Annotated in this window: 17 protein-coding genes; 13 read left to right on the forward strand and 4 right to left on the reverse strand. The window is 71.7% G+C overall.

Translation table 11 applies throughout. The annotated features are described in order from the left end of the window. The first annotated feature begins 52 nt into the window (after positions 1–52). A complete protein-coding gene (gene thiI, locus ACIN94_RS06570) occupies positions 53–1,255 on the forward strand; it encodes a tRNA uracil 4-sulfurtransferase ThiI (protein WP_400700495.1) in 1,203 nt (400 codons plus the stop codon). Between the two features lie 22 nt (positions 1,256–1,277). On the opposite strand, the gene aroF is transcribed toward thiI, so the two are convergent. Further along, the gene (gene aroF / locus ACIN94_RS06575; RefSeq protein WP_400700497.1) at positions 1,278–2,315 is read right to left on the reverse strand and encodes a 3-deoxy-7-phosphoheptulonate synthase; all 1,038 of its coding nucleotides are present in this window, start codon (positions 2,313–2,315) and stop codon (positions 1,278–1,280) included. Positions 2,316–2,683: 368 nt separating this feature from the next. On the opposite strand from aroF, the gene ACIN94_RS06580 reads away from it, so the two are divergent. The 3 genes from ACIN94_RS06580 (at position 2,684) to ACIN94_RS06590 (ending at position 5,417) form a co-directional block, all read left to right on the forward strand. Then, positions 2,684–3,304, forward strand: a complete 621-nt coding sequence (locus tag ACIN94_RS06580) for a molybdopterin-dependent oxidoreductase (RefSeq protein WP_400701653.1) — start codon at positions 2,684–2,686, stop codon at positions 3,302–3,304. An 86-nt stretch (positions 3,305–3,390) separates the two neighbouring features. Further along, positions 3,391–4,584, forward strand: a complete 1,194-nt coding sequence (locus ACIN94_RS06585; protein WP_400700499.1) for a histidine kinase — start codon at positions 3,391–3,393, stop codon at positions 4,582–4,584. 68 nt (positions 4,585–4,652) lie between these two features. Further along, complete coding sequence (locus ACIN94_RS06590; RefSeq protein ID WP_400700501.1) at positions 4,653–5,417, forward strand: LytR/AlgR family response regulator transcription factor; 765 nt, start codon at positions 4,653–4,655, stop codon at positions 5,415–5,417. A 382-nt stretch (positions 5,418–5,799) separates the two neighbouring features. Here ACIN94_RS06590 and ACIN94_RS06595 read toward each other — a convergent pair whose 3' ends face one another. Continuing rightward, positions 5,800–6,663, reverse strand: coding sequence for a deoxyribonuclease IV (locus ACIN94_RS06595; RefSeq protein WP_400700503.1), 864 nt, complete (start codon positions 6,661–6,663; stop codon positions 5,800–5,802). A 173-nt stretch (positions 6,664–6,836) separates the two neighbouring features. On the opposite strand from ACIN94_RS06595, the gene uraD reads away from it, so the two are divergent. The 9 genes from uraD to alc all read left to right on the forward strand — a co-directional run bounded on the left by uraD (position 6,837) and on the right by alc (position 15,148). Continuing rightward, positions 6,837–7,388, forward strand: a complete 552-nt coding sequence (gene uraD / locus ACIN94_RS06600; RefSeq protein WP_400700505.1) for a 2-oxo-4-hydroxy-4-carboxy-5-ureidoimidazoline decarboxylase — start codon at positions 6,837–6,839, stop codon at positions 7,386–7,388. A 37-nt stretch (positions 7,389–7,425) separates the two neighbouring features. Continuing rightward, entirely contained in the window at positions 7,426–7,737 is a 312-nt protein-coding gene (gene uraH, locus ACIN94_RS06605) for a hydroxyisourate hydrolase (protein ID WP_400700508.1), read from the forward strand. A gap of 2 nt (positions 7,738–7,739) precedes the next feature. Further along, positions 7,740–8,639: a factor-independent urate hydroxylase gene (pucL, locus tag ACIN94_RS06610; RefSeq protein WP_400700510.1), complete on the forward strand. Its 900-nt coding sequence runs from the start codon at positions 7,740–7,742 to the stop codon at positions 8,637–8,639. A gap of 5 nt (positions 8,640–8,644) precedes the next feature. After that, the gene (locus ACIN94_RS06615) at positions 8,645–9,520 is read left to right on the forward strand and encodes an FAD binding domain-containing protein (protein WP_400701656.1); all 876 of its coding nucleotides are present in this window, start codon (positions 8,645–8,647) and stop codon (positions 9,518–9,520) included. After that, positions 9,520–9,993 (forward strand): (2Fe-2S)-binding protein, encoded by a 474-nt coding sequence (locus ACIN94_RS06620; RefSeq protein ID WP_400700512.1) that lies wholly within the window; start codon positions 9,520–9,522, stop codon positions 9,991–9,993. Before ACIN94_RS06615 ends, ACIN94_RS06620 begins: the two co-directional genes overlap by 1 nt. 64 nt (positions 9,994–10,057) lie before the next feature. Continuing rightward, the gene (locus ACIN94_RS06625) at positions 10,058–11,446 is read left to right on the forward strand and encodes an 8-oxoguanine deaminase (RefSeq protein ID WP_400700514.1); all 1,389 of its coding nucleotides are present in this window, start codon (positions 10,058–10,060) and stop codon (positions 11,444–11,446) included. Between the two features lie 141 nt (positions 11,447–11,587). After that, positions 11,588–12,802 carry a glycerate kinase gene (locus ACIN94_RS06630; protein ID WP_400700516.1) on the forward strand — a complete coding sequence of 405 codons (1,215 nt, stop codon included), beginning with the start codon at positions 11,588–11,590 and terminating at the stop codon, positions 12,800–12,802. 85 nt (positions 12,803–12,887) lie between these two features. Continuing rightward, positions 12,888–14,198: an allantoinase AllB gene (gene allB, locus ACIN94_RS06635; protein ID WP_400700518.1), complete on the forward strand. Its 1,311-nt coding sequence runs from the start codon at positions 12,888–12,890 to the stop codon at positions 14,196–14,198. Beyond that, positions 14,195–15,148, forward strand: a complete 954-nt coding sequence (gene alc, locus ACIN94_RS06640) for an allantoicase (protein ID WP_400700520.1) — start codon at positions 14,195–14,197, stop codon at positions 15,146–15,148. Before allB ends, alc begins: the two co-directional genes overlap by 4 nt. Before the next feature lie 84 nt (positions 15,149–15,232). Here the strand turns inward: alc and pknB are convergent, their stop codons facing one another. Continuing rightward, positions 15,233–17,152: a Stk1 family PASTA domain-containing Ser/Thr kinase gene (pknB, locus tag ACIN94_RS06645; protein ID WP_400700522.1), complete on the reverse strand. Its 1,920-nt coding sequence runs from the start codon at positions 17,150–17,152 to the stop codon at positions 15,233–15,235. A 76-nt stretch (positions 17,153–17,228) separates the two neighbouring features. Further along, complete coding sequence (locus tag ACIN94_RS06650) at positions 17,229–17,987, reverse strand: thiazole synthase (RefSeq protein ID WP_400700524.1); 759 nt, start codon at positions 17,985–17,987, stop codon at positions 17,229–17,231. Between the last annotated feature and the right edge of the window lie 3 nt (positions 17,988–17,990).

Genomic DNA, 17,990 nt, shown 5'->3' on the forward strand with positions numbered 1-17,990 from the left:
ACACTTGGCGATGGCCGTACATTCCCCTCGAAGCGCCACCGGAGGTTGCACCATGACCATGTCCGCCTTGGGCGAGCCCTGTGTTCTGCTCAAACTGGGCGAGGTCGTCCTTAAGGGAAACAACCGTGAGCTTTTCGAGCAGCGGTTGCAGGCCAACATCAAGGCGGCCCTGAAGGACTTCGGCTTCAAGGTGGACGTGCGTCAGCGCCACGGTGTGATCGCGCTCTTCCTGCCCCCGGGCACCGGCCCCGAGGTCGCCGACGCGGTCGCCGAGCGGGTCACCTACGTCCCCGGACTGGTCTGGATCCACCGGGCCTGGCGGGTGGAGAAGGACCCGGGCGCGGTCACCAAGGCGGCGATCGAGCTGCTGGCCGACCGGGAGGACGTCAGGCGCGGGGTCTCCTTCGCGGTCCGCTCCCGCCGTCGCGACAAGCGCTTCCCGATGACCTCGATGGAGCTCGACCGCTCGGTCGGCGGCGAGCTCAACGACATCTACGGTCTGCCGGTCGACCTGAAGAACCCCGAACTGGTCGTCTCCATCGAGGTGGACAGGGACGAGGTCTTCGTCTTCACCGGCGGTCTGCCCGGTCAGGGCGGCCTGCCGGTCGGCACCAGCGGCCGGGGCCTGGTCCTGATGTCCGGCGGCATCGACTCCCCGGTGGCCGCCTACCGGATGATGCGGCGCGGCCTGCGGGTGGACTTCCTGCACTTCTCCGGCATCCCGTTCACGACGTCGGAGTCCATCTACAAGGCGTACGCCCTGGTGCGCGCCCTGGACAGGTTCCAGGGCAGATCCCGGCTCTGGGTCGTCCCGTTCGGCAAGGCCCAGCAGTCCATCAAGGCCTCCGGGCAGGACCGTCTCGCGGTCATCTCCCAGCGTCGCCTCATGCTCAAGACCGCCGAGGAGGTCGCCCGGCGTCTCCGCGCCAAGGCGCTGATCACCGGGGACTCCCTCGGCCAGGTCTCCTCCCAGACCCTACAGAACATCACCGCCCAGGACGACGCGGTCGACCTGCCGATCCTGCGCCCGCTCATCGGCCTCGACAAGACCGAGATCATGGCCGAGGCCCGCCGGATCGGCACCCTGGAGATCTCCGAACTCCCCGACGAGGACTGCTGCACCCTCCTGGCCCCCCGCCGAGCGGAGACCGCCGCCAAGATCGCGGACCTGAAGCAGATCGAGAGGCGGCTCGACGCCGAGGAGCTCGCCGTACAGCTGGCCGACTCCCTCCAGGAGTACAAGCTGGAGGGCTGAGCCCGGGGCGGGCATGGGACGGTCAGGCGGTCACCAGTGCGTCACCGGCCGGGACCCTGCCCATCAGCGGCGGGAACTCGCGCACCACGCGGGCGAGCTCGTCCAGGTCGCCGTCGACCAGCGCCTGGGGGCCGTCGCAGAGAGCCTGCTCGGGGTGGGGATGGACGTCGATGATCACGCCGTCGGCGCCGACCGCGATGGCGGCGCGGGTGAGCGGGAGCACCAGATCGCGCCGGCCGCCGGAGTGGGACGGGTCGATGATGACCGGCAGGTGGGACAGGCGCTGGGCGACCGGGACCGCGGAGACGTCCAGGGTGTTGCGGGTGGCGGTCTCGAAGGTGCGGATGCCGCGCTCGCACAGCACGATGTCGAGGTTGCCGCGCTGGGCGATGTACTCGGCGGCCATCAGCCACTCCTCGATGGTGGCGTTCATGCCGCGCTTGAGCATCACCGGCTTGCCGATCCCGCCGACCGCCTGGAGCAGCGCGAAGTTCTGCGCGTTGCGGGTGCCGATCTGCAGCATGTCGGCGTAGGAGGCGACCAGCTCGACGTCGTGGGCGTCCACGACCTCGGTCACGATGGGCAGACCGGTCTGCTCACGCACGTCGGCGAGGATGCGCAGGCCCGCCTCACCCAGGCCCTGGAAGGCGTAGGGGGAGGTGCGGGGCTTGTAGGCGCCGCCACGCAGCAGCGTGGCCCCGGCGGCCTTGGCCATCTCGGCCGCCTCCAAGGTCTGCTGCGGGGTCTCCACCGCGCACGGACCGGCGATCAGGGTGACCGTACCGGGACCGATCGGCACGCCGCCGACCCGGACCGTGGACCGCTCGGGATGGTTGTCCCTGCTCACCAGCTTGTACGGGGAGGTCACCCGCATCACGTCGGCCACCCCGCGCATGCCTCGCAGGTCGAGCGTGCCGAACTGGGCGACGTCGCCCACCAGCCCGATGATCGTACGGCTCACGCCCCGGCTGACGAACGCCTCGCCGCCCGTCCCGTCGATGGTCTCAACGATCGCCTCGATGTCCGCCTGTACGGCGTCGGGGCCCATGACGATGACCATGTCTCTCCTTCGATGAAAAGGTCCGTGAAAGCAGAAGGCCCCGGATCCGTAATCGGACCCGGGGCCTACACGTTCACCTGGCTGTCAGCGCAGCATCCGGTGGCGAACGGTCCGACCTAGGGGTCCGTCGCCATACCAAAACCAGAACACGGTACGCATTGCGGCAAAGGATACCGCACCGCCGGGACCCGGCTGTGATCCGGGCGGTTGCCGGGCGTGGCCCACCACACGTGATCGGCCTCCACCGCACGGTGAGAAAGCCTTATCCGGTAGCCGCTGAGGCGGCTCCGGAGGCACGGTGGCAGGATTACCCCGTGTCGTGGGGGAACAGGATCACCGCGGGCCAGCGGGAAACGGCGAGGGGAGTGATGGTGGAGCAGCCCGAACCTTCTCAGGAGGGGACTCGCCTGCCTCCGGGCCAGTACGTCCCCCGGGGACGTCCTGTGATCCACTACGGCAGAGTGCCCACGTTCCGTCCGGCGACGTGGGAGCTCCGCGTCATGGGGGCGACCGCCTCGGGTGAGCAGCACAGGTTCACCTGGCCGGAGTTCTCCGCGATGCCGCGCACCACGGTCCTGGCGGACTTCCACTGCGTCACCAAGTTCTCGATCATGGGGAACGAGTGGCGCGGAGTGTCCCCGGCGACGCTGATGGAGCTGGCCCCGCCGGCCCCGGGCGTGAAACACGTGATGATCTGGGCCGAGTACGGCTACAGCGCCAACCTGCGGATGAGCGACTTCGCCCGCGCCCAGACGCTGTTCGCCCTCGAACTCGACGACAAGCCCATCTCCCCGGAGCGCGGGTTCCCGGTCCGGGTGATCGTCCCCCATCTGTACGCGTGGAAGAGCGTCAAATGGGTGCGCGCGGTGGAGTACCTGATGGAGGACAAACGCGGCTTCTGGGAGGAGCGCGGGTACCACAACATCGCCGACCCCTGGCGTGAGCAGCGCTACTCCTACCAGGAGGAGCCGGGCGAAGGACCCCCTTAATCGGATACCAGGAGAAACCGGGTGAAGGCCCGCCGTGATCGGCGTTCTCCCCTGATCTACCGGAACGGTTGACTACGGTTTCCCGCATGTGGTCGACCAGTGGCTGGGTGCTGCTCTGCACCGTCAGCACTCTCCTGGGGTTCGTCCTGTCCCGCCGGCGGCCGGCGTCCCCCCGCCATCTGGCACCCCCGCCGGACGAGGCCACCTTCGCCACCCTGCACCTCGCCGCGCTGGCGGCTCCGTCGCTGCGTGCCGGACTGACCCGCGACTCGGCCCGCAAGGCGATCCGCCACCTGCGCGCCCTGCTGGGCACCAGCGCCATCGCGGTGACCGACGTCGACGGAGTGCTCGCCTGGGACGGCGCGGTGGACTGCCACCGCGACCACGCGCCCGACCACGCCCGCGACGTGTTCTCCTCGGGGCGCCCGTACGTGGTGGCGGGGGACACGCTCACCTGTGACACGCCGGGCTGCCTGATCCGCGGTGCGGCGGTGGTGCCGCTCACCGTGGACGGCCGGGTGATCGGTGCGCTGGCCGCCTACGACGCCGAGGTCAGCGCGGCGCTGGTCCGGACCGTCACCGAGGTCGCACGCTGGGTCTCCGCCCAGCTCGAACTGGCCGAACTCGACTCTTCGCGGAGGCGCGCGATGGAGGCCGAGACGCGGGCGCTGCGCGCGCAGATCTCCCCGCACTTCGTCTACAACTCCCTGACGACCATCGCCTCCTTCGTCCGCACCGACCCCGAACGGGCTCGCGAGCTGCTGATGGACTTCGCCGACTTCACCAGGCACGCGCTACGCCGGGGAGGGGACTTCACCACCCTGGCCGAGGAACTGCGCTGCGTGGACCGGTATCTGCTGCTGGAACGGGCCAGGTTCGGTGAACGGCTCCGTTTCACCGTCCGGGTCGCGCCGGAGACGCTGCCGGTGCCGGTGCCGTTCCTGTGCCTGCAACCGCTCGTCGAGAACGCCATCAAGCACGGCATAGCCGCCACCGGAGGCTCCGGTGAGGTGCGGGTGGTGGTCAGGGACGCCGGTGCCGAGGCCCACATCAGTGTTGAGGACGACGGGCTGGGCATGGACCCGGCGCGAGCCAGGAGGCTGCTCGACGACGACCCGCGCCAGGGGCCGGGCGAGGGCGGGATCGGCCTGGCCAACGTGGACGTGCGGCTGCGTCACCTCTACGGAGAGGACTACAGACTCGTCGTGGAGACCGCGCTGGGCACGGGGACCAAAATACGACTACGCGTACCTAAGCTTCCCTCCAGCAATAGCTATTAGTAGTCATACTTTTACTTAAAGTTGACATTTCTGTTGCGGTGAACGCGGTTCGGGGGCAGCGTGGGGCCATGCTGCGAGTCCTGGCCGTTGATGACGAGCTCCCCGCGCTGGAGGAGCTGGCCCACCTGCTCCGCCACGATCCTCGCATCGGACACGTCTCCACCGCCCTCGGAGGAATCACCGCGCTTCAGGACATGGTCCAGATGATCGGTGCTGGAGAACGGCTCGACGGTGTCTTCCTCGACATCCGGATGCCCGGCCTCGGCGGTCTCGACCTTGCCCGGCTCGTCGGCGCCTTCCCCAACCCGCCCCGGCTGGTCTTCGTCACCGCCCACGAGGACTGCGCGATCCAGGCCTTCGATCTGGAGGCGGTGGACTACCTGCTCAAGCCGGTCCGGGCCGACAGGCTGGCGGAGGCCGTACGGCGACTGGAGTCCATGACGCCGGCGGCGAGCGAGCCGGTCCCGGAGGACGTCATCCCGGTCGAGCTCGGCGGCCGGACCCGGTTCGTCGCCCAGCAGGCGGTCCGGTTCGCTGAGGCGCAGGGCGACTACGTACGGCTGCACACCACCGACGGCACCTACCTGGTGCGCATGTCCCTGGCCGCACTGGAGCGGCGCTGGGCCGGATCGGGTTTCATCCGCGTGCACCGCAGCACGCTGGTCTCGGTGCGGCATGTGAGCGAGCTGCGCTTCGACGGCGGACGGGTGACCCTGCAGGTCGGCTCGGAGACGCTGCCGGTCAGCCGGCGCCATACCCCGCAGGTCCGCGCACAGCTCGTCCGTGACCGCCAGCTCCAGGACCGGCCGCTGTCCTCCGGTGCGGCCAGGTAGGTGGCCGGGGGGAGCCGGCCCCGCGGGTGCCGTCCCGGGGAGACGACCGTTCGTCGCTCCACCTCGGCCGCTCGTCGCGCCGTGCCCCTCCGTACAGCGACTGCTACACACCGTTAATCGCGCTGGGCGGAAAGCGGTGGTCGGCCGCCGGAGCGCCCCTCTAGTGTTCCCCTTATCGGAGAACCGAAACCGCCGCATCGGGGGGACAGGGCCGCAGGGCTCGGACAGGATCTGATGCGCGGAGCCTTGGATGACAGCCAACAGCCGGTCATCCGGTTGCCGGCCCCTGCGTTGGGGGGAGGGGCCGGCGATCTCCGGGGAGACGGGACGCCCGAGTCAGCGAGCTGACCGGCCCTTGATCTGGCCAGCGGGGGCGGCCGGATCAAGGGGACGGGCGTCCCGTCCCCTTTCCGTCGCGGAGCTTCTTCAGCAGTTCGATGTCCTCACGGTGCCTGTCCGGGCCGCCGGGGGTCTCGATGCAGAGCGGCACGCCGGCCACGGCCGGGTGACGCATCAGCTCGGCGAAGGACTCGATACCGATGTGACCCGCGCCGATGTTCTCGTGCCGGTCCTTCTTGGAGGCGCACACGTCCTTGGAGTCGTTGGCGTGGATCAGCTTGAGCCGCCCCGGGGCGAGCGCGTGCAGGGCGTCGAGGGTCTCCCTGACGCCCTCGACGGTCGACAGGTCGTGGCCGGCTGCGAAGGCGTGACAGGTGTCCAGGCAGATGCCCGCCTTCGGATGCCAGTCGAGGGCCGCCAGATAGGGCTCCAGATCCTGGACGGTCGCGCAGAGCATCGCGCCCTGCCCGGCCATCGGCTCCAGCAGCAGGTCAGGGCCGTCGTCGGGGATCTCCTCCAGCAGGGGGAGCAGGTGCTCGCGCAGCTGGCGCAGGGCGTCGTCCCGGGGCTGGCTCACCGCCGATCCCGTGTGGACCACCATGCCCGCGGCGCCGATCGCGGCGGAGCGCCGCAGGCCGTGCCGTACGGTGGCCACCGACTTCTCCAGCGTGTCGGCACTGGGGGATCCCATGTTGATGAGGTACGGCGCGTGCACGAAGGAGAGCACGCCCGACTCGCGCAGCCGGGCGTCCTGAACGGGGTTGCCCGCGGCGAGCGCCCAGCCGCGGGGGTTGGTGACGAACACCTGGATCATCTCGGCGCCGATGTCCGAGGCGTACTGCAGGCCGCCCTTGGCCAGACCGCCGGTGACGGAGACCTGTCCGCCGATGAGGGAGAGAGAAGTCATGATGCCGTCATTTTAGGCGTTGCCACCGGCGGTTCCCCGGCCGTCGCGGCCCTCTCCGCCGCGCCGCACCGTCCCGTTTTGGAGCATGACACGAAAACGCGGGGCGAACCTCCGGCCCAGTTGGGAGTTCTCGCTGCTGGACCTCGGACGGCGGCGGTGTGTGTACTGCTGGCATGCCGAATGTGAATTCCGCGGGACCGGGGGCGGGGCTGGCCGGCTTCAACGCGCTCGGCGCCGCCGAGGCCGAGGCCGGGCTGCTGGCGTGCTGCGCGTCCCGGGCCTTCGCCCGCGAGGTGGCCGCGCGGCGTCCCTACCGCGACCTCGCCGAGCTGGCCGGGGTGGCCGAGGCGGCCGTGCGTGGCCTGGCCTGGCCGGACGTCCAGGAGGCGCTGGCCGCCCACCCCCGGATCGGCGAGCCGCCCCGTGACGGCGGTTCCACCGCGCCCCACGGGCCGGAGCCGTCCTGGTCCCGCCAGGAGCAGTCCGGTGTGGACGAGGCCGGCCGGGCGGTGCTCGACGGGCTGGCCGAGGGCAACCGCGCCTACGAGGAGCGCTTCGGCCACGTCTACCTGATCTGTGCCACCGGCCTGGCGGCCGAGGAGATGCTGGGCCGCCTGCGGGAACGGCTGCGCAACGACGAGGCCACCGAACGCGGCGTCGTCCGGGCCGAGCTGGCCCGGATCACCCGCCTGCGCGTGGCGAAGCTGCTGGGGGAGAGCACATGAGTGAGCCGTACACGGCCGGGCGAACGGGAGACGTCACATGAGTCTGTCCACGCACGTTCTGGACGCCGCGCTGGGCAGGCCCGCGGCGGGCGTCGCCGTACGGCTGGAGAGGGCGGGCGCCGTGCTCGCCGAGGGCGTCACCGACGCCGACGGCCGGATCCGGGGCTGGACACCCGGAGCGGGTGCCCACCGGCTGGTGTTCGACACCGGCGGCTACTTCGCGGCCCGGGCGGTGGACGCCTTCTACCCGGAGGTGGCGATCGACTTCACGGTCACGGACCCGGACGAGCACTACCACGTGCCCCTGCTGCTGAGCCCGTTCGCCTATTCGACGTACCGAGGGAGTTAGACATGGCCGTCGTGCTCGGACCCAACCGCTACGGCAAGGCGGAGACCCGCCTGGTACGCGTCGTCAGGGACGGCGGCGTCCACCACATCAAGGACATCAACGTCAGCTCCGCGCTCTCGGGCGACATGGACGAGGTCCACCTGAGCGGTGACAACACCGCGGTCCTGCCGACGGACACGCAGAAGAACACCGCCTACGCCTTCGCCAGGAAGTACGGCGTGGACCAGATCGAGGACTTCGGGCTCCTGCTGGCCCGCCACTATGTGGGCTCCCAGCCCGCCGTCCACCATGCCCGGGTGGAGATCGAGGAGTACTTCTGGGACCGCATCCCCCTTCCGGGGCCGCGCGAGGAGCGGCATTCCTTCGTCCGCTCGGGCAGGGAGGTGCGTACCTGCGTCGTCCACCACGACCGGGACGGGACCACCACCGTGGTCTCCGGCCTGAAGGACATGGTGGTGCTCAACTCGACCGGCTCGGAGTTCTCCGGCTTCGCCGTGGACGAGTACACCACGCTCCAGCCGACCACCGACCGCGTGCTGGCCACCGAGGTGTCGGCCAGGTGGCGTCATGTCTCCGGCGTCTCCCCGTCCGGCGAGCCGTACGGCTTCGGCGAGTCGTACAGTGAGGTGCGGCGATGCCTTCTGGAGGCGTTCGCCGGCACGCACAGCCTGTCGTTGCAGCAGACGCTCTACGCGATGGGCAGACGGGTGCTGGAGACGCGCGGCGAGATCTGCGAGGTGCGCCTGACGATGCCGAACAAGCACCACTTCCCGGTGGACCTGACGCCGTTCGGGCTGGACAACCCGGACGAGGTGTTCCACGCCGCCGACCGTCCCTACGGGCTGATCGAGGGCGCCGTGCTCGACGACGACGCCCCCGACGCCCTCTTCGCCTGGGAGTGATGACCGTGGAATTCCTGCGACCCGCCACGTGGGCGGAGGCACTGGAGGCCAAGGCCGGCCTGCCGGAGGCGGCGCCCATCCAGGGCGGCACCGACATGATGGTGGAGCTCAACTTCGACGTCCACCGGCCCGCCGCGCTGCTCGACCTCAACCGCGTCGCCGAGCTCACCCGGTGGACCGCCGAGGACGACGGGCGGCTCCGGGTCGGCGCGGGCGTGCCGTACGCGCGCCTGATCTCCGAGCTGGGCGACCGGCTGCCGGGCCTGGCGCAGGCGGCGCGCACGGTCGGCTCGCCGCAGATCCGCAACCGCGGCACCGTCGGAGGCAACCTCGGCGCGGCCTCACCCGCGGGGGACAGCCACCCGCCGCTGCTCGCCGGGGACGCGGTCATCGAGGTCGAGTCCGCCGCCCGCGGTGTGCGGATGATCCCCGCCGCCGAGTTCTATCTCGGGGTCAAGCGGAGCGCCCTGCGGGCCGACGAGCTGATCAGGGCGTTCTGGATGAGCCCGGCGAGCGGCCCCCAGTACTTCTCCAAGGTCGGCACCCGCAACGCCATGGTCATCGCGGTCTGCTCGTTCGCGATCGCGCTCCACCCCGGAGAACGGCGGGTGGGCACCGGCATCGGCTCGGCCGCCCCGACCCCCCGCAGGGCCGTCGCGGCCGAGGAGTTCCTCGCCGCCGAGCTCGACTGGGACGCCCGGCTCGACCCCGGAGTACTCAGGCGCTTCGGCGAGCTGGCGGCGGAGGCCGCCTCGCCGATCGACGACGTGCGCGGCACCGCCGGTTACCGCAGGCACGCCGTCGGCGTGATGGCACGCCGCACCCTGACCTGGGCCTGGAACGAGTTCCGGTCCGGACACTTCGAAAGGAGGGCGGGCTGATGCGCGTCACCTTCACCGTCAACGGCCGCGAGGAGACGGCCGACGACGTCTGGGAGGGCGAGAGCCTGCTGTACGTCCTGCGCGAGCGGGTGGGCCTGCCCGGTTCCAAGAACGCCTGCGAGCAGGGCGAGTGCGGCTCGTGCACGGTCTACCTCGACGGCGTCCCGGTCTGCGCCTGCCTGGTCGCGGCAGGTCAGGCGGAGGGGCGTGAGGTCCGTACGGTCGAGGGGCTCGCCACCGGCGGCCGGCTCGACCCGGTCCAGGAGGCCTTCGTCGAGTGCGGCGCCGTCCAGTGCGGTTTCTGCACCCCCGGCCTCGTCGTCCAGGCACACGACCTGATCGAACGGATCCCGCGGCCCTCCGACGCCGAGATCCGCGAGGCGCTGGCGGGCAACCTCTGCCGGTGCACCGGCTACGAGAAGATCCTCGACGCCGTACGGCTCGCCGCGGACCGCAAGGCGGCGGCCCCGTGAGCGAGCACGACGGGTGGCCGGGCGTCACGCGCGCGGTCCGCGAGCCGCTGGAGGAGGAGACCCCGTGAGCGCCGTCCTGATCGAGAACGTCCACATCGCCCCGGTGGTGGGCCCGGAGATCCTCTCCGGCCACATCCACGTCGAGGGCGACAGGATCACGGCGCTCGGTTCCGGCCCCGCCCCGGCCGTCCCGGACGCCACCAGGATCGACGGCACCGGCTGCCTGGCCACCCCCGGCCTGGTCAACACCCACCATCACCTCTACCAGTGGGCCTCCCAGGGGCTGGCCCAGGACGCCACGCTCTTCGAATGGCTGGTGGCGCTCTACCCGGTGTGGGCCGCCATGGACGCCGAGGTTGTCAAGGGAGCGGCGGGCGCGGGCCTGGGCTATCTGGCACTGTCCGGCTGCACCACCTCCTCCGACCACCACTACGTCTTCCCCAAGGGCCGCGGCGACCTGCTCGCCGCGGAGATCGAGGCGGCCCGGGAGCTGGGCATCCGCTTCCACCCCGCCCGGGGATCGATGGACCGCGGAGAGTCCCAGGGCGGCCTGCCGCCGGACGTCGTGGTCGAGAGGCTCGACGAGATCCTCGCCGCCACGGCCGAGGCCGTCGACACCTACCACGACCCGTCCTTCTCCTCGAAGCTGCGCGTCGCGGTCGCCCCGTGCTCGCCGTTCTCGGTCAGCGCCGAGCTGATGATCGAGGCCGCCGCGCTGGCCAGGTCCAAGGGCGTGCGCCTGCACACCCATCTCGCCGAGACCCTCGACGAGGAGGAGCACTGCCTGGCCCAGGTCGGTCTGCGCCCGGTCGACTACATGGAGAGGCTCGGCTGGCTCGGCCCGGACGTGTGGTTCGCCCACGCGGTCCACCTGAGCGACGCCGACATCGGCACGTTCGCCCAGACCGGTACCGGCTCCGCGCACTGCCCGAGCTCCAACGGCCGCCTCGGCGCCGGCATCGCCCGGGTGTCGGAGATGCTCCGGCGCGGCGCCGTCGTCGGTCTCGGGGTGGACGGCAGCGCCTCCGCCGAGCTGACCTCCCTGTCCGGGGAGATGCGCCAGGCCCTGCTGTTCCAGCGGGCCAGGTACGGGCCCACCGCGCTCACCGCCCGGCAGGCCCTGGAGATCGCCACCCTCGGCGGGGCCAGGAACCTGGGCCGCCAGGAGGAGATCGGCTCCCTGGAGGCCGGCAAGCTCGCCGACATCGCCCTGTGGCGGACCGGCGGCCCCTTCGCCTCGGCCGTCACCGACCCGGTCTGCGCCCTGGTCTTCGGCAGCCGGCAACCTCCGCTGGCCCGCCTCCTGGTGGGCGGCGAGACGGTCGTCGAGGACGACGAACTGCGCACGGTCGCTCAGGACAAGCTCGGCCGCGCGGGAAGGGAGGCCCATCGCCGCCTCATGCGGCTCGCCGGGGAACGGGGCTTCACCGCGCGTCCGGAGGCCGGGCCCTGAGCGGGCTCCGCCGATGCGGTGGGAGTCCGCCGAGGGGCGGATGTGATGATGGTCGTCCATCTCACCGGATTCCGGGACGTGCTTCCGACCGCTCACATCGGGCGGAAGCGCGTGGCCGCCGATTCTCCACAGGGAGCAGGGTTGTCTGAGTTTTCGGGACATGTCCTCATCGCCCCGGACAAGTTCAAGGGGTCGCTGACCGGGGCCGAGGTCGCCGCCCGCGTGGCGGCGGGTCTGGGCCCGGAGGTCGTCACGGTCGCGCTGCCGGTGGCCGACGGCGGCGACGGCACCGTGGACGCCGTCGTGGCCTGCGGGTTCACCCGCGTCGAGGTCGAGGTCACCGGTCCCACCGGGCAGCCGGTCCGCGCCGCCTACGCCTGGCGGGAGGCCGCCCCCGCCGGGGACGCCGGCCCGTACTCCGCGTCCTCCCCCGGGGCGGACGAGGTGCCGACGGCCGTCGTCGAGCTCGCCGAGGCGTCCGGCCTGCGCCGCCTGCCCGGTGATCTCCAGCCGCTGACCGCGACCAGCTACGGCACCGGCGAGCTGATCGCCCATGCCGTACGGCGCGGCGCCCGGCGGATCGTGCTCGGGCTGGGCGGCAGCGCCTGCACCGACGGCGGCGCCGGCATGATGCGGGCGCTGGGCGTGCGGTTCCTCGACGCCGGCGGGCAGGAGCTGCCACCCGGTGGCGCCGCCCTGCGCACCCTAGAAAAAATTGATAAATCCGGACTTATGGAGATTGGCGATGTCGAGTTCGTCGTCGCCAGTGACGTCGACAACCCGCTGCTGGGCCCGCACGGCGCCGCCGCCGTGTACGGCCCGCAGAAGGGCGCGAGTCCCGAGGAGGTGAAGCTCCTCGAAGGAGCCCTCGCCCGGCTCGCCGCCGTCGCCGCGCACACCCACGGCCTGGCCGGCGCCATCGAGCACGACGGGATCGTCCGCCCCATGGGCGTGGCCGCCCAGCCGGGCGCGGGCGCCGCGGGGGGAGTGGGCTTCGCCGCCCTGGCCTTCCTGTCCGCCGACATCCGCCCCGGTATCGAGTACCTGCTCGATCTGCTCGGCTTCCACGAGCGGCTCGACGGCGCCCGCCTCGTCATCACCGGTGAGGGCTCGCTGGACGGGCAGACCCTGCGCGGGAAGGCCCCCGCCGGGGTGGCGGCCGCCGCGGCCAAGGCCGGGGTCCCCGTCGTCGCGGTCTGCGGCCGCCGCGCCCTCGGCGACGACGAGCTGAACGCGGCGGGCATCACGGCCGCCTACGCGCTCACCGACATCGAGCCCGACCCGGCCGTGTGCATGTCCAAGGCGGGACCGCTGCTGGAGCGGCTCGCGCGCGAGGTCGGGCGGAAACACCTTTGACGGATGGCCGGCCACCGGATGACCCGCGCCGCACCACGGCGCGGGCGGTCCGGCCGGCGGGCGAGGAACGCGGGAGGCGCTGAGCGTGCGGGCCGAAGACGTGATGGATCTGGTCATCCGGTCGCGCCGGGCCGTACTGCCCGGCGGGGAGGGGCCGGCGGCGGTGACCGTGCGGGAGGGCAGGATCACCGGCCTGCACGCCTACGACGCCGCCCTGGACGCCGCAGAGCAGGTCGACCTCGGCGGCACCGCGCTACTGCCCGGCCTCGTGGACACCCACGTGCACGTCAACGAGCCCGGGCGGACGCACTGGGAGGGCTTCGCCTCCGCCACCCGGGCCGCGGCGGCCGGCGGCGTCACCACGATCGTCGACATGCCGCTCAACTCGCTGCCGCCGACCGTGAACGTGGGCGCGCTGGCCGAGAAGAAACGGGCCGCGGCCGGGCAGTGCCTGGTGGACGTGGGCTTCTGGGGCGGCGCGGTCCCCGGGAACGTCAAGGAGCTCAAGGCCATGCACGAGGCCGGGGTGCGTGGTTTCAAATGCTTCCTGTCGCCGTCCGGGGTGGAGGAGTTCCCGCCGCTCGGCGCCGACGAGCTACGGACGGTCATGGTGGAGATCGCCTCCTTCGACGGCCTGCTGGTCGTCCACGCCGAGGACCCGGCCCTGCTCGGGGAGCCGGCGGGCCCCGGCTATCCCGAGTTCCTCGACTCCCGTCCCGGCCAGGCCGAGCGCCGGGCGGTCGAGCGGGTCATCGCGCTGGCGGGGGAGACGGGCGTGCGGGCGCACATCCTGCACGTGTCGTCCGCGCTCTGCCTGGAGCCGCTGGCGGAGGCGCGGCGGCGGGGAGTGCGGATCACCGCCGAGACCTGCCCGCACTACCTGACGCTGACGGCCGAGGAGGTGCCGCCCGGCGCGACCCAGTTCAAGTGCTGCCCGCCGATCCGCTCGTCGGCCAACCGCGAGGAGCTCTGGCGGGGGCTCGCCGACGCCGTGCTGAGCTGCGTCGTCTCCGACCATTCGCCCTGCACCCCGGACCTGAAGATGCCGGACTTCGCCGCGGCCTGGGGTGGGATCTCCTCCCTCCAGCTCGGCCTGCCGGCGGTCTGGGCCGGGGCCTCGCAGCGCGGGTACGGTCTCGGCCAGGTGGTCCGGTGGATGGCCGGAAACCCGGCGGCGCTGGCCCGGCTGGACGGCAAGGGCGCCATCGCCGTGGGCAATGACGCCGACCTGGTCGCCTTCGACGCCGACGCCGAACATCCCGTGGACATGGCCGCCCTGCACCACAGGAATCCGGTCACGCCCTACCACGGCAGGACGCTACGCGGCGTGGTCCGCGCGACCTGGCTGCGCGGCCGGGCCGTGGGCGACGCTCCCGAGGGAAGGTTTCTCCCATGATCGAGTTCACCGCACTGCCCGACCTCGCCCTGCGCACTCTCGGCGGCTCGGTCGTCGCGGCCAGCGACGAGTCCTTCGCCGAACGGGAGAACCTGATCCGCCCCGGCCGTCCCGGCTTCCAGGCGCACACCTTCGGCCCCAAGGGGCAGGTCTACGACGGCTGGGAGACCCGGCGGCGACGCGAGCCCGGCCACGACTGGGCACTCATCCGGCTCGGCCTGCCCGGTGTGATCCGCGGTGTGGTGATCGACACCGCGTGGTTCCGGGGCAACTACCCGCCGCAGGCCTCCGTCGAGGCCACAGCGGTCGAGGGGTATCCCACGGTCGCCGAGCTGGCGGACGCCGGCTGGGCGGAGATCGTCCCGAGGAGCGACCTCAGGGGCGACGTCGAGCATTTCTTCGACGTGACCGGCGAGCGGCGCCACACGCACGTCCGGCTGAACATGTTCCCCGACGGGGGTATCGCCCGGTTGCGCGTGCACGGCGAGGTCAGGCCCGACCTGACCCTGTACGACGGCCTCGGCCTGGACCTGGCCGCGCTGGCGAACGGCGCGCTGGTCGTCGGCTGCTCCAACGAGTTCTACTCCTCGCCCAACAACGTCATCGCTCCCGGCCTCGCCCGGCACCAGGCCGAGGGCTGGGAGACCGCCCGCCGCCGCGACGACGGCAACGACTGGCTGCTGATCCGCCTGGCGGGCCCCGGCATCGTCAAGCTCGCCGAGATCGACACGACCAACCTGCTGTTCAACGCCCCGGGCTCGGTCTCGATCAGGGGCACCACCGACGGGGAGACCTGGTCCGAGCTGCTGCCCAGGACCCGGCTGCAGCCCGACACCCCGCACCGCTTCCGGATCGACGACGCGCCCGTGGCCACCCACGTCCGGGTGGACATCTACCCCGACGGGGGCCTCGCCCGGATCCGCCTGCACGGCTTCCTCAGCGGCGCTTGACGCGCCCGGCCGGCCGAGAGGGAACCGGGGAAAGCCGGAGGGCCCGGTCTCCGCGCGTGGAGACCGGGCCCTTACGTGCCTGGCTCAGTAGAGGGTCACCTCGGTGCCCGGCGGAACCTGCTGCCCGGCCGGCGGGACCTGGGCCCGGACCATGGCCCGGTGGCCCGAGCCTCTTTTCACCTTCACCCTCATCCCCGCGGCGCGCAGCTCCTGCCGGGCGGTCCTGACGTCCTTGAACACCACGTTGGGAATGACGATCACCTGCTCTTCGTTGGCGTTCTGGTCGTTGTTCTCCCAGGGCCAGTGCCCCTCGGGGGGAGCGCACGGCGACAGGGTCAGCCGGACGGCGGCACCCTTGTCGATCTCCGTGTTGGGCTCGGGGTCCTGGGCGATGACCGTGCAGGGCGGGGCGGCGTCGGCCTGCTCGACGGACTCGGGCGCGAGGCCCATGCCGCGCAGCGTGGCCTCGGCCTGGTCGCGGGTCATGCCCTTGACGTCGGGCATGACCAGGCCCGCGCTGATCATCAGGTCGACCTTGCTGCCCTCCTTGACCTGGTTGCCCCCCGCGGGGCTGGTCCGTACCACCTGGCCGCGCGGCACAGTCTCACTGGACTGCTTCTTGACGTTGTTGACACCCAGCCCGGCCTCGGCCAGCTTCGCCGTGGCCTCGTCCTGGCTCATGCCGGCGACGTTGGGCACGGAGACCCGCTTGGGGCCCGCCGACGCGATGAGGAGCAGCCTGGCCTTGCCCTCCGTCTCGGTGCCCGCCACCGGGTCGGTCCGTATCACGATGCCCTTGGGCACCTTCTCGTTGTTCTCGGCCTTGCCGATCTCGACGATGAAGCCGAGCCGGCGGGCCTCGTTGTCGGCGATCGTGATGTTCTTGCCGACCAGCGTGGGCACCGTGATGGTGGGGTTCTGGGAGAACAGCCAGCCGGTCACCCCCACCGCGGCCACCATCGTCAAGGCCAGCGCGATCACGAACCAGTTCGGACGGAATCCCCTCTCGGCCCGGAAGGCGGGTGCGGCGACATCGGAGACGGGGCCGGTGAGCAGGTCGACGCGCGGCTGGATCAGGGTCTGGTTGGCCGGTGGGGGCGCCGAGTCCTGGCCTGGCGGGGGGCTGGCCGGGGCGGACGGCACCGGGCCGCTCTCCTTGGGCAGCACCCGGTGTGCCTCCACCGCGGCGACCAGCAGAGCGGTGGCGTCCGCCGGACGGCCCGCGGGGTCGCGGGCCGTCGCCTGGGCCACCAGCGTGTCCAGCAGCGGCGGGATGCCTGGCAACAGGGTCGAGGGCACCGGCACGGTGTCGTGCACGTGCCGGTAGGCCACGGACATCGGGGTGTCACCCTCGTACGGCTGGCGGCCGGTGAGGAGTTCGAACAGCATGATCCCGGCCGAGTAGACGTCGCTGCGGACGTCGGCGGCTCCGGAGGTCACCTGCTCGGGTGACATGTAGCCGATGGTGCCGATCATGACGCCCGTCCGCGTCTGGTTGGTCGCCTCGATCGCGCGGGCCAGGCCGAAGTCCACCACCTTGATCCGGCCGTCGTCACTGAGCAGTACGTTCTCCGGTTTGACGTCCCGGTGGACCATCCCGGCCTGGTGCGCGGCGCCCAGTGCGGCGAGCACCGGGATCATGACTTCGAGGGCCTCGCGGGCGGGCAGCCTGCCCCGGGCACGGAGCACGTCGCGCAGGGTGCGTCCCGGCACGTACTCCATCGACAGGTAGACGTTGTCTCCGTCGGTGCCCTGGTCGAAGACATGCACCACGTTGGGGTGGGAGAGGCTCGCCACCGACTTGGCCTCGCCGATGAACCGCCGCACGAAGGTGGGGTCCTCGGCGAGGGAACGATGCATCACCTTCACGGCGACCGTGCGGTCGAGCCGGATGTCCAGAGCCACATAGACGGTTGCCATGCCGCCCCGGGCGATCCGGGACTCAACGCGGTAACGTCCGTCGAGGAGTTTCCCGACGAGGGGGTCCGTAAGCGTCGTGTCCACGCGGCTGAGTTTAGGGGCGATTTGGCCCTGGCAGGGTCCTCCGGTTCCAAACCGATGCCGAGAAGTTGACTGTTTCCTACGGATTCATCGGAGAGGACGCCTCCGCGTAGCGCCGCCGGGGGATCCGCCCCGCCAGCCGGGCCTGGCGGCCCGCGACGACCGCCGAGCGCATGGCCTGCGCCATCAGCTCCGGCCGCTGCGCCCGGGTGACCGCGGTGGCCAGCAGCACCGCGTCACAGCCCAGCTCCATCGCCAGCGTCGCGTCACTGGCCGTGCCGATCCCGGCGTCCAGGATCACCGGCACATTCGCCGACTCCACGATGAGCTCGATGTTGTGCGGGTTGCGGATGCCCAGCCCCGAGCCGATCGGCGCGCCCAGCGGCATCACCGCCGCGCAGCCCGCCGCCTCCAGCCGGCGTGCCAGGGCCGGGTCGTCGCCGATGTAGGGCAGCACCGTGAACCCGTCGGCGACCAGCCGCTCGGCCGCGTCGAACGTCTCGATCGGGTCGGGCAGCAGTGTGCGCTCGTCGGAGATGACCTCCAGCTTGACCCAGTCGGTCTCCAGCGCCTCCCTGGCCAGTCTGGCGGTCAGCACGGCCTCCCCGGCGGTGAAGCAGCCGGCGGTGTTCGGCAGGACCTTGATGCCGCGCCGGCGCAGCACGTCGAGGACGGAGCCCCGCGCGGACGGGTCCAGCCGCCGCATCGCAACCGTGGTCAGCTCGGTGCCGGAGGCGGCGAGCGACTGCTCCAGGGTCTCCAGCGAGGGCGCGCCCCCGGTGCCCATGATGAGGCGGGAGGAGAACTTCTCCCCGCCGATGATCAGATCGTCGTCCATGTC

The sequence above is a fragment of the Streptosporangium sp. NPDC087985 genome, from assembly GCF_044741965.1.
GTDB lineage: Bacteria > Actinomycetota > Actinomycetes > Streptosporangiales > Streptosporangiaceae > Streptosporangium.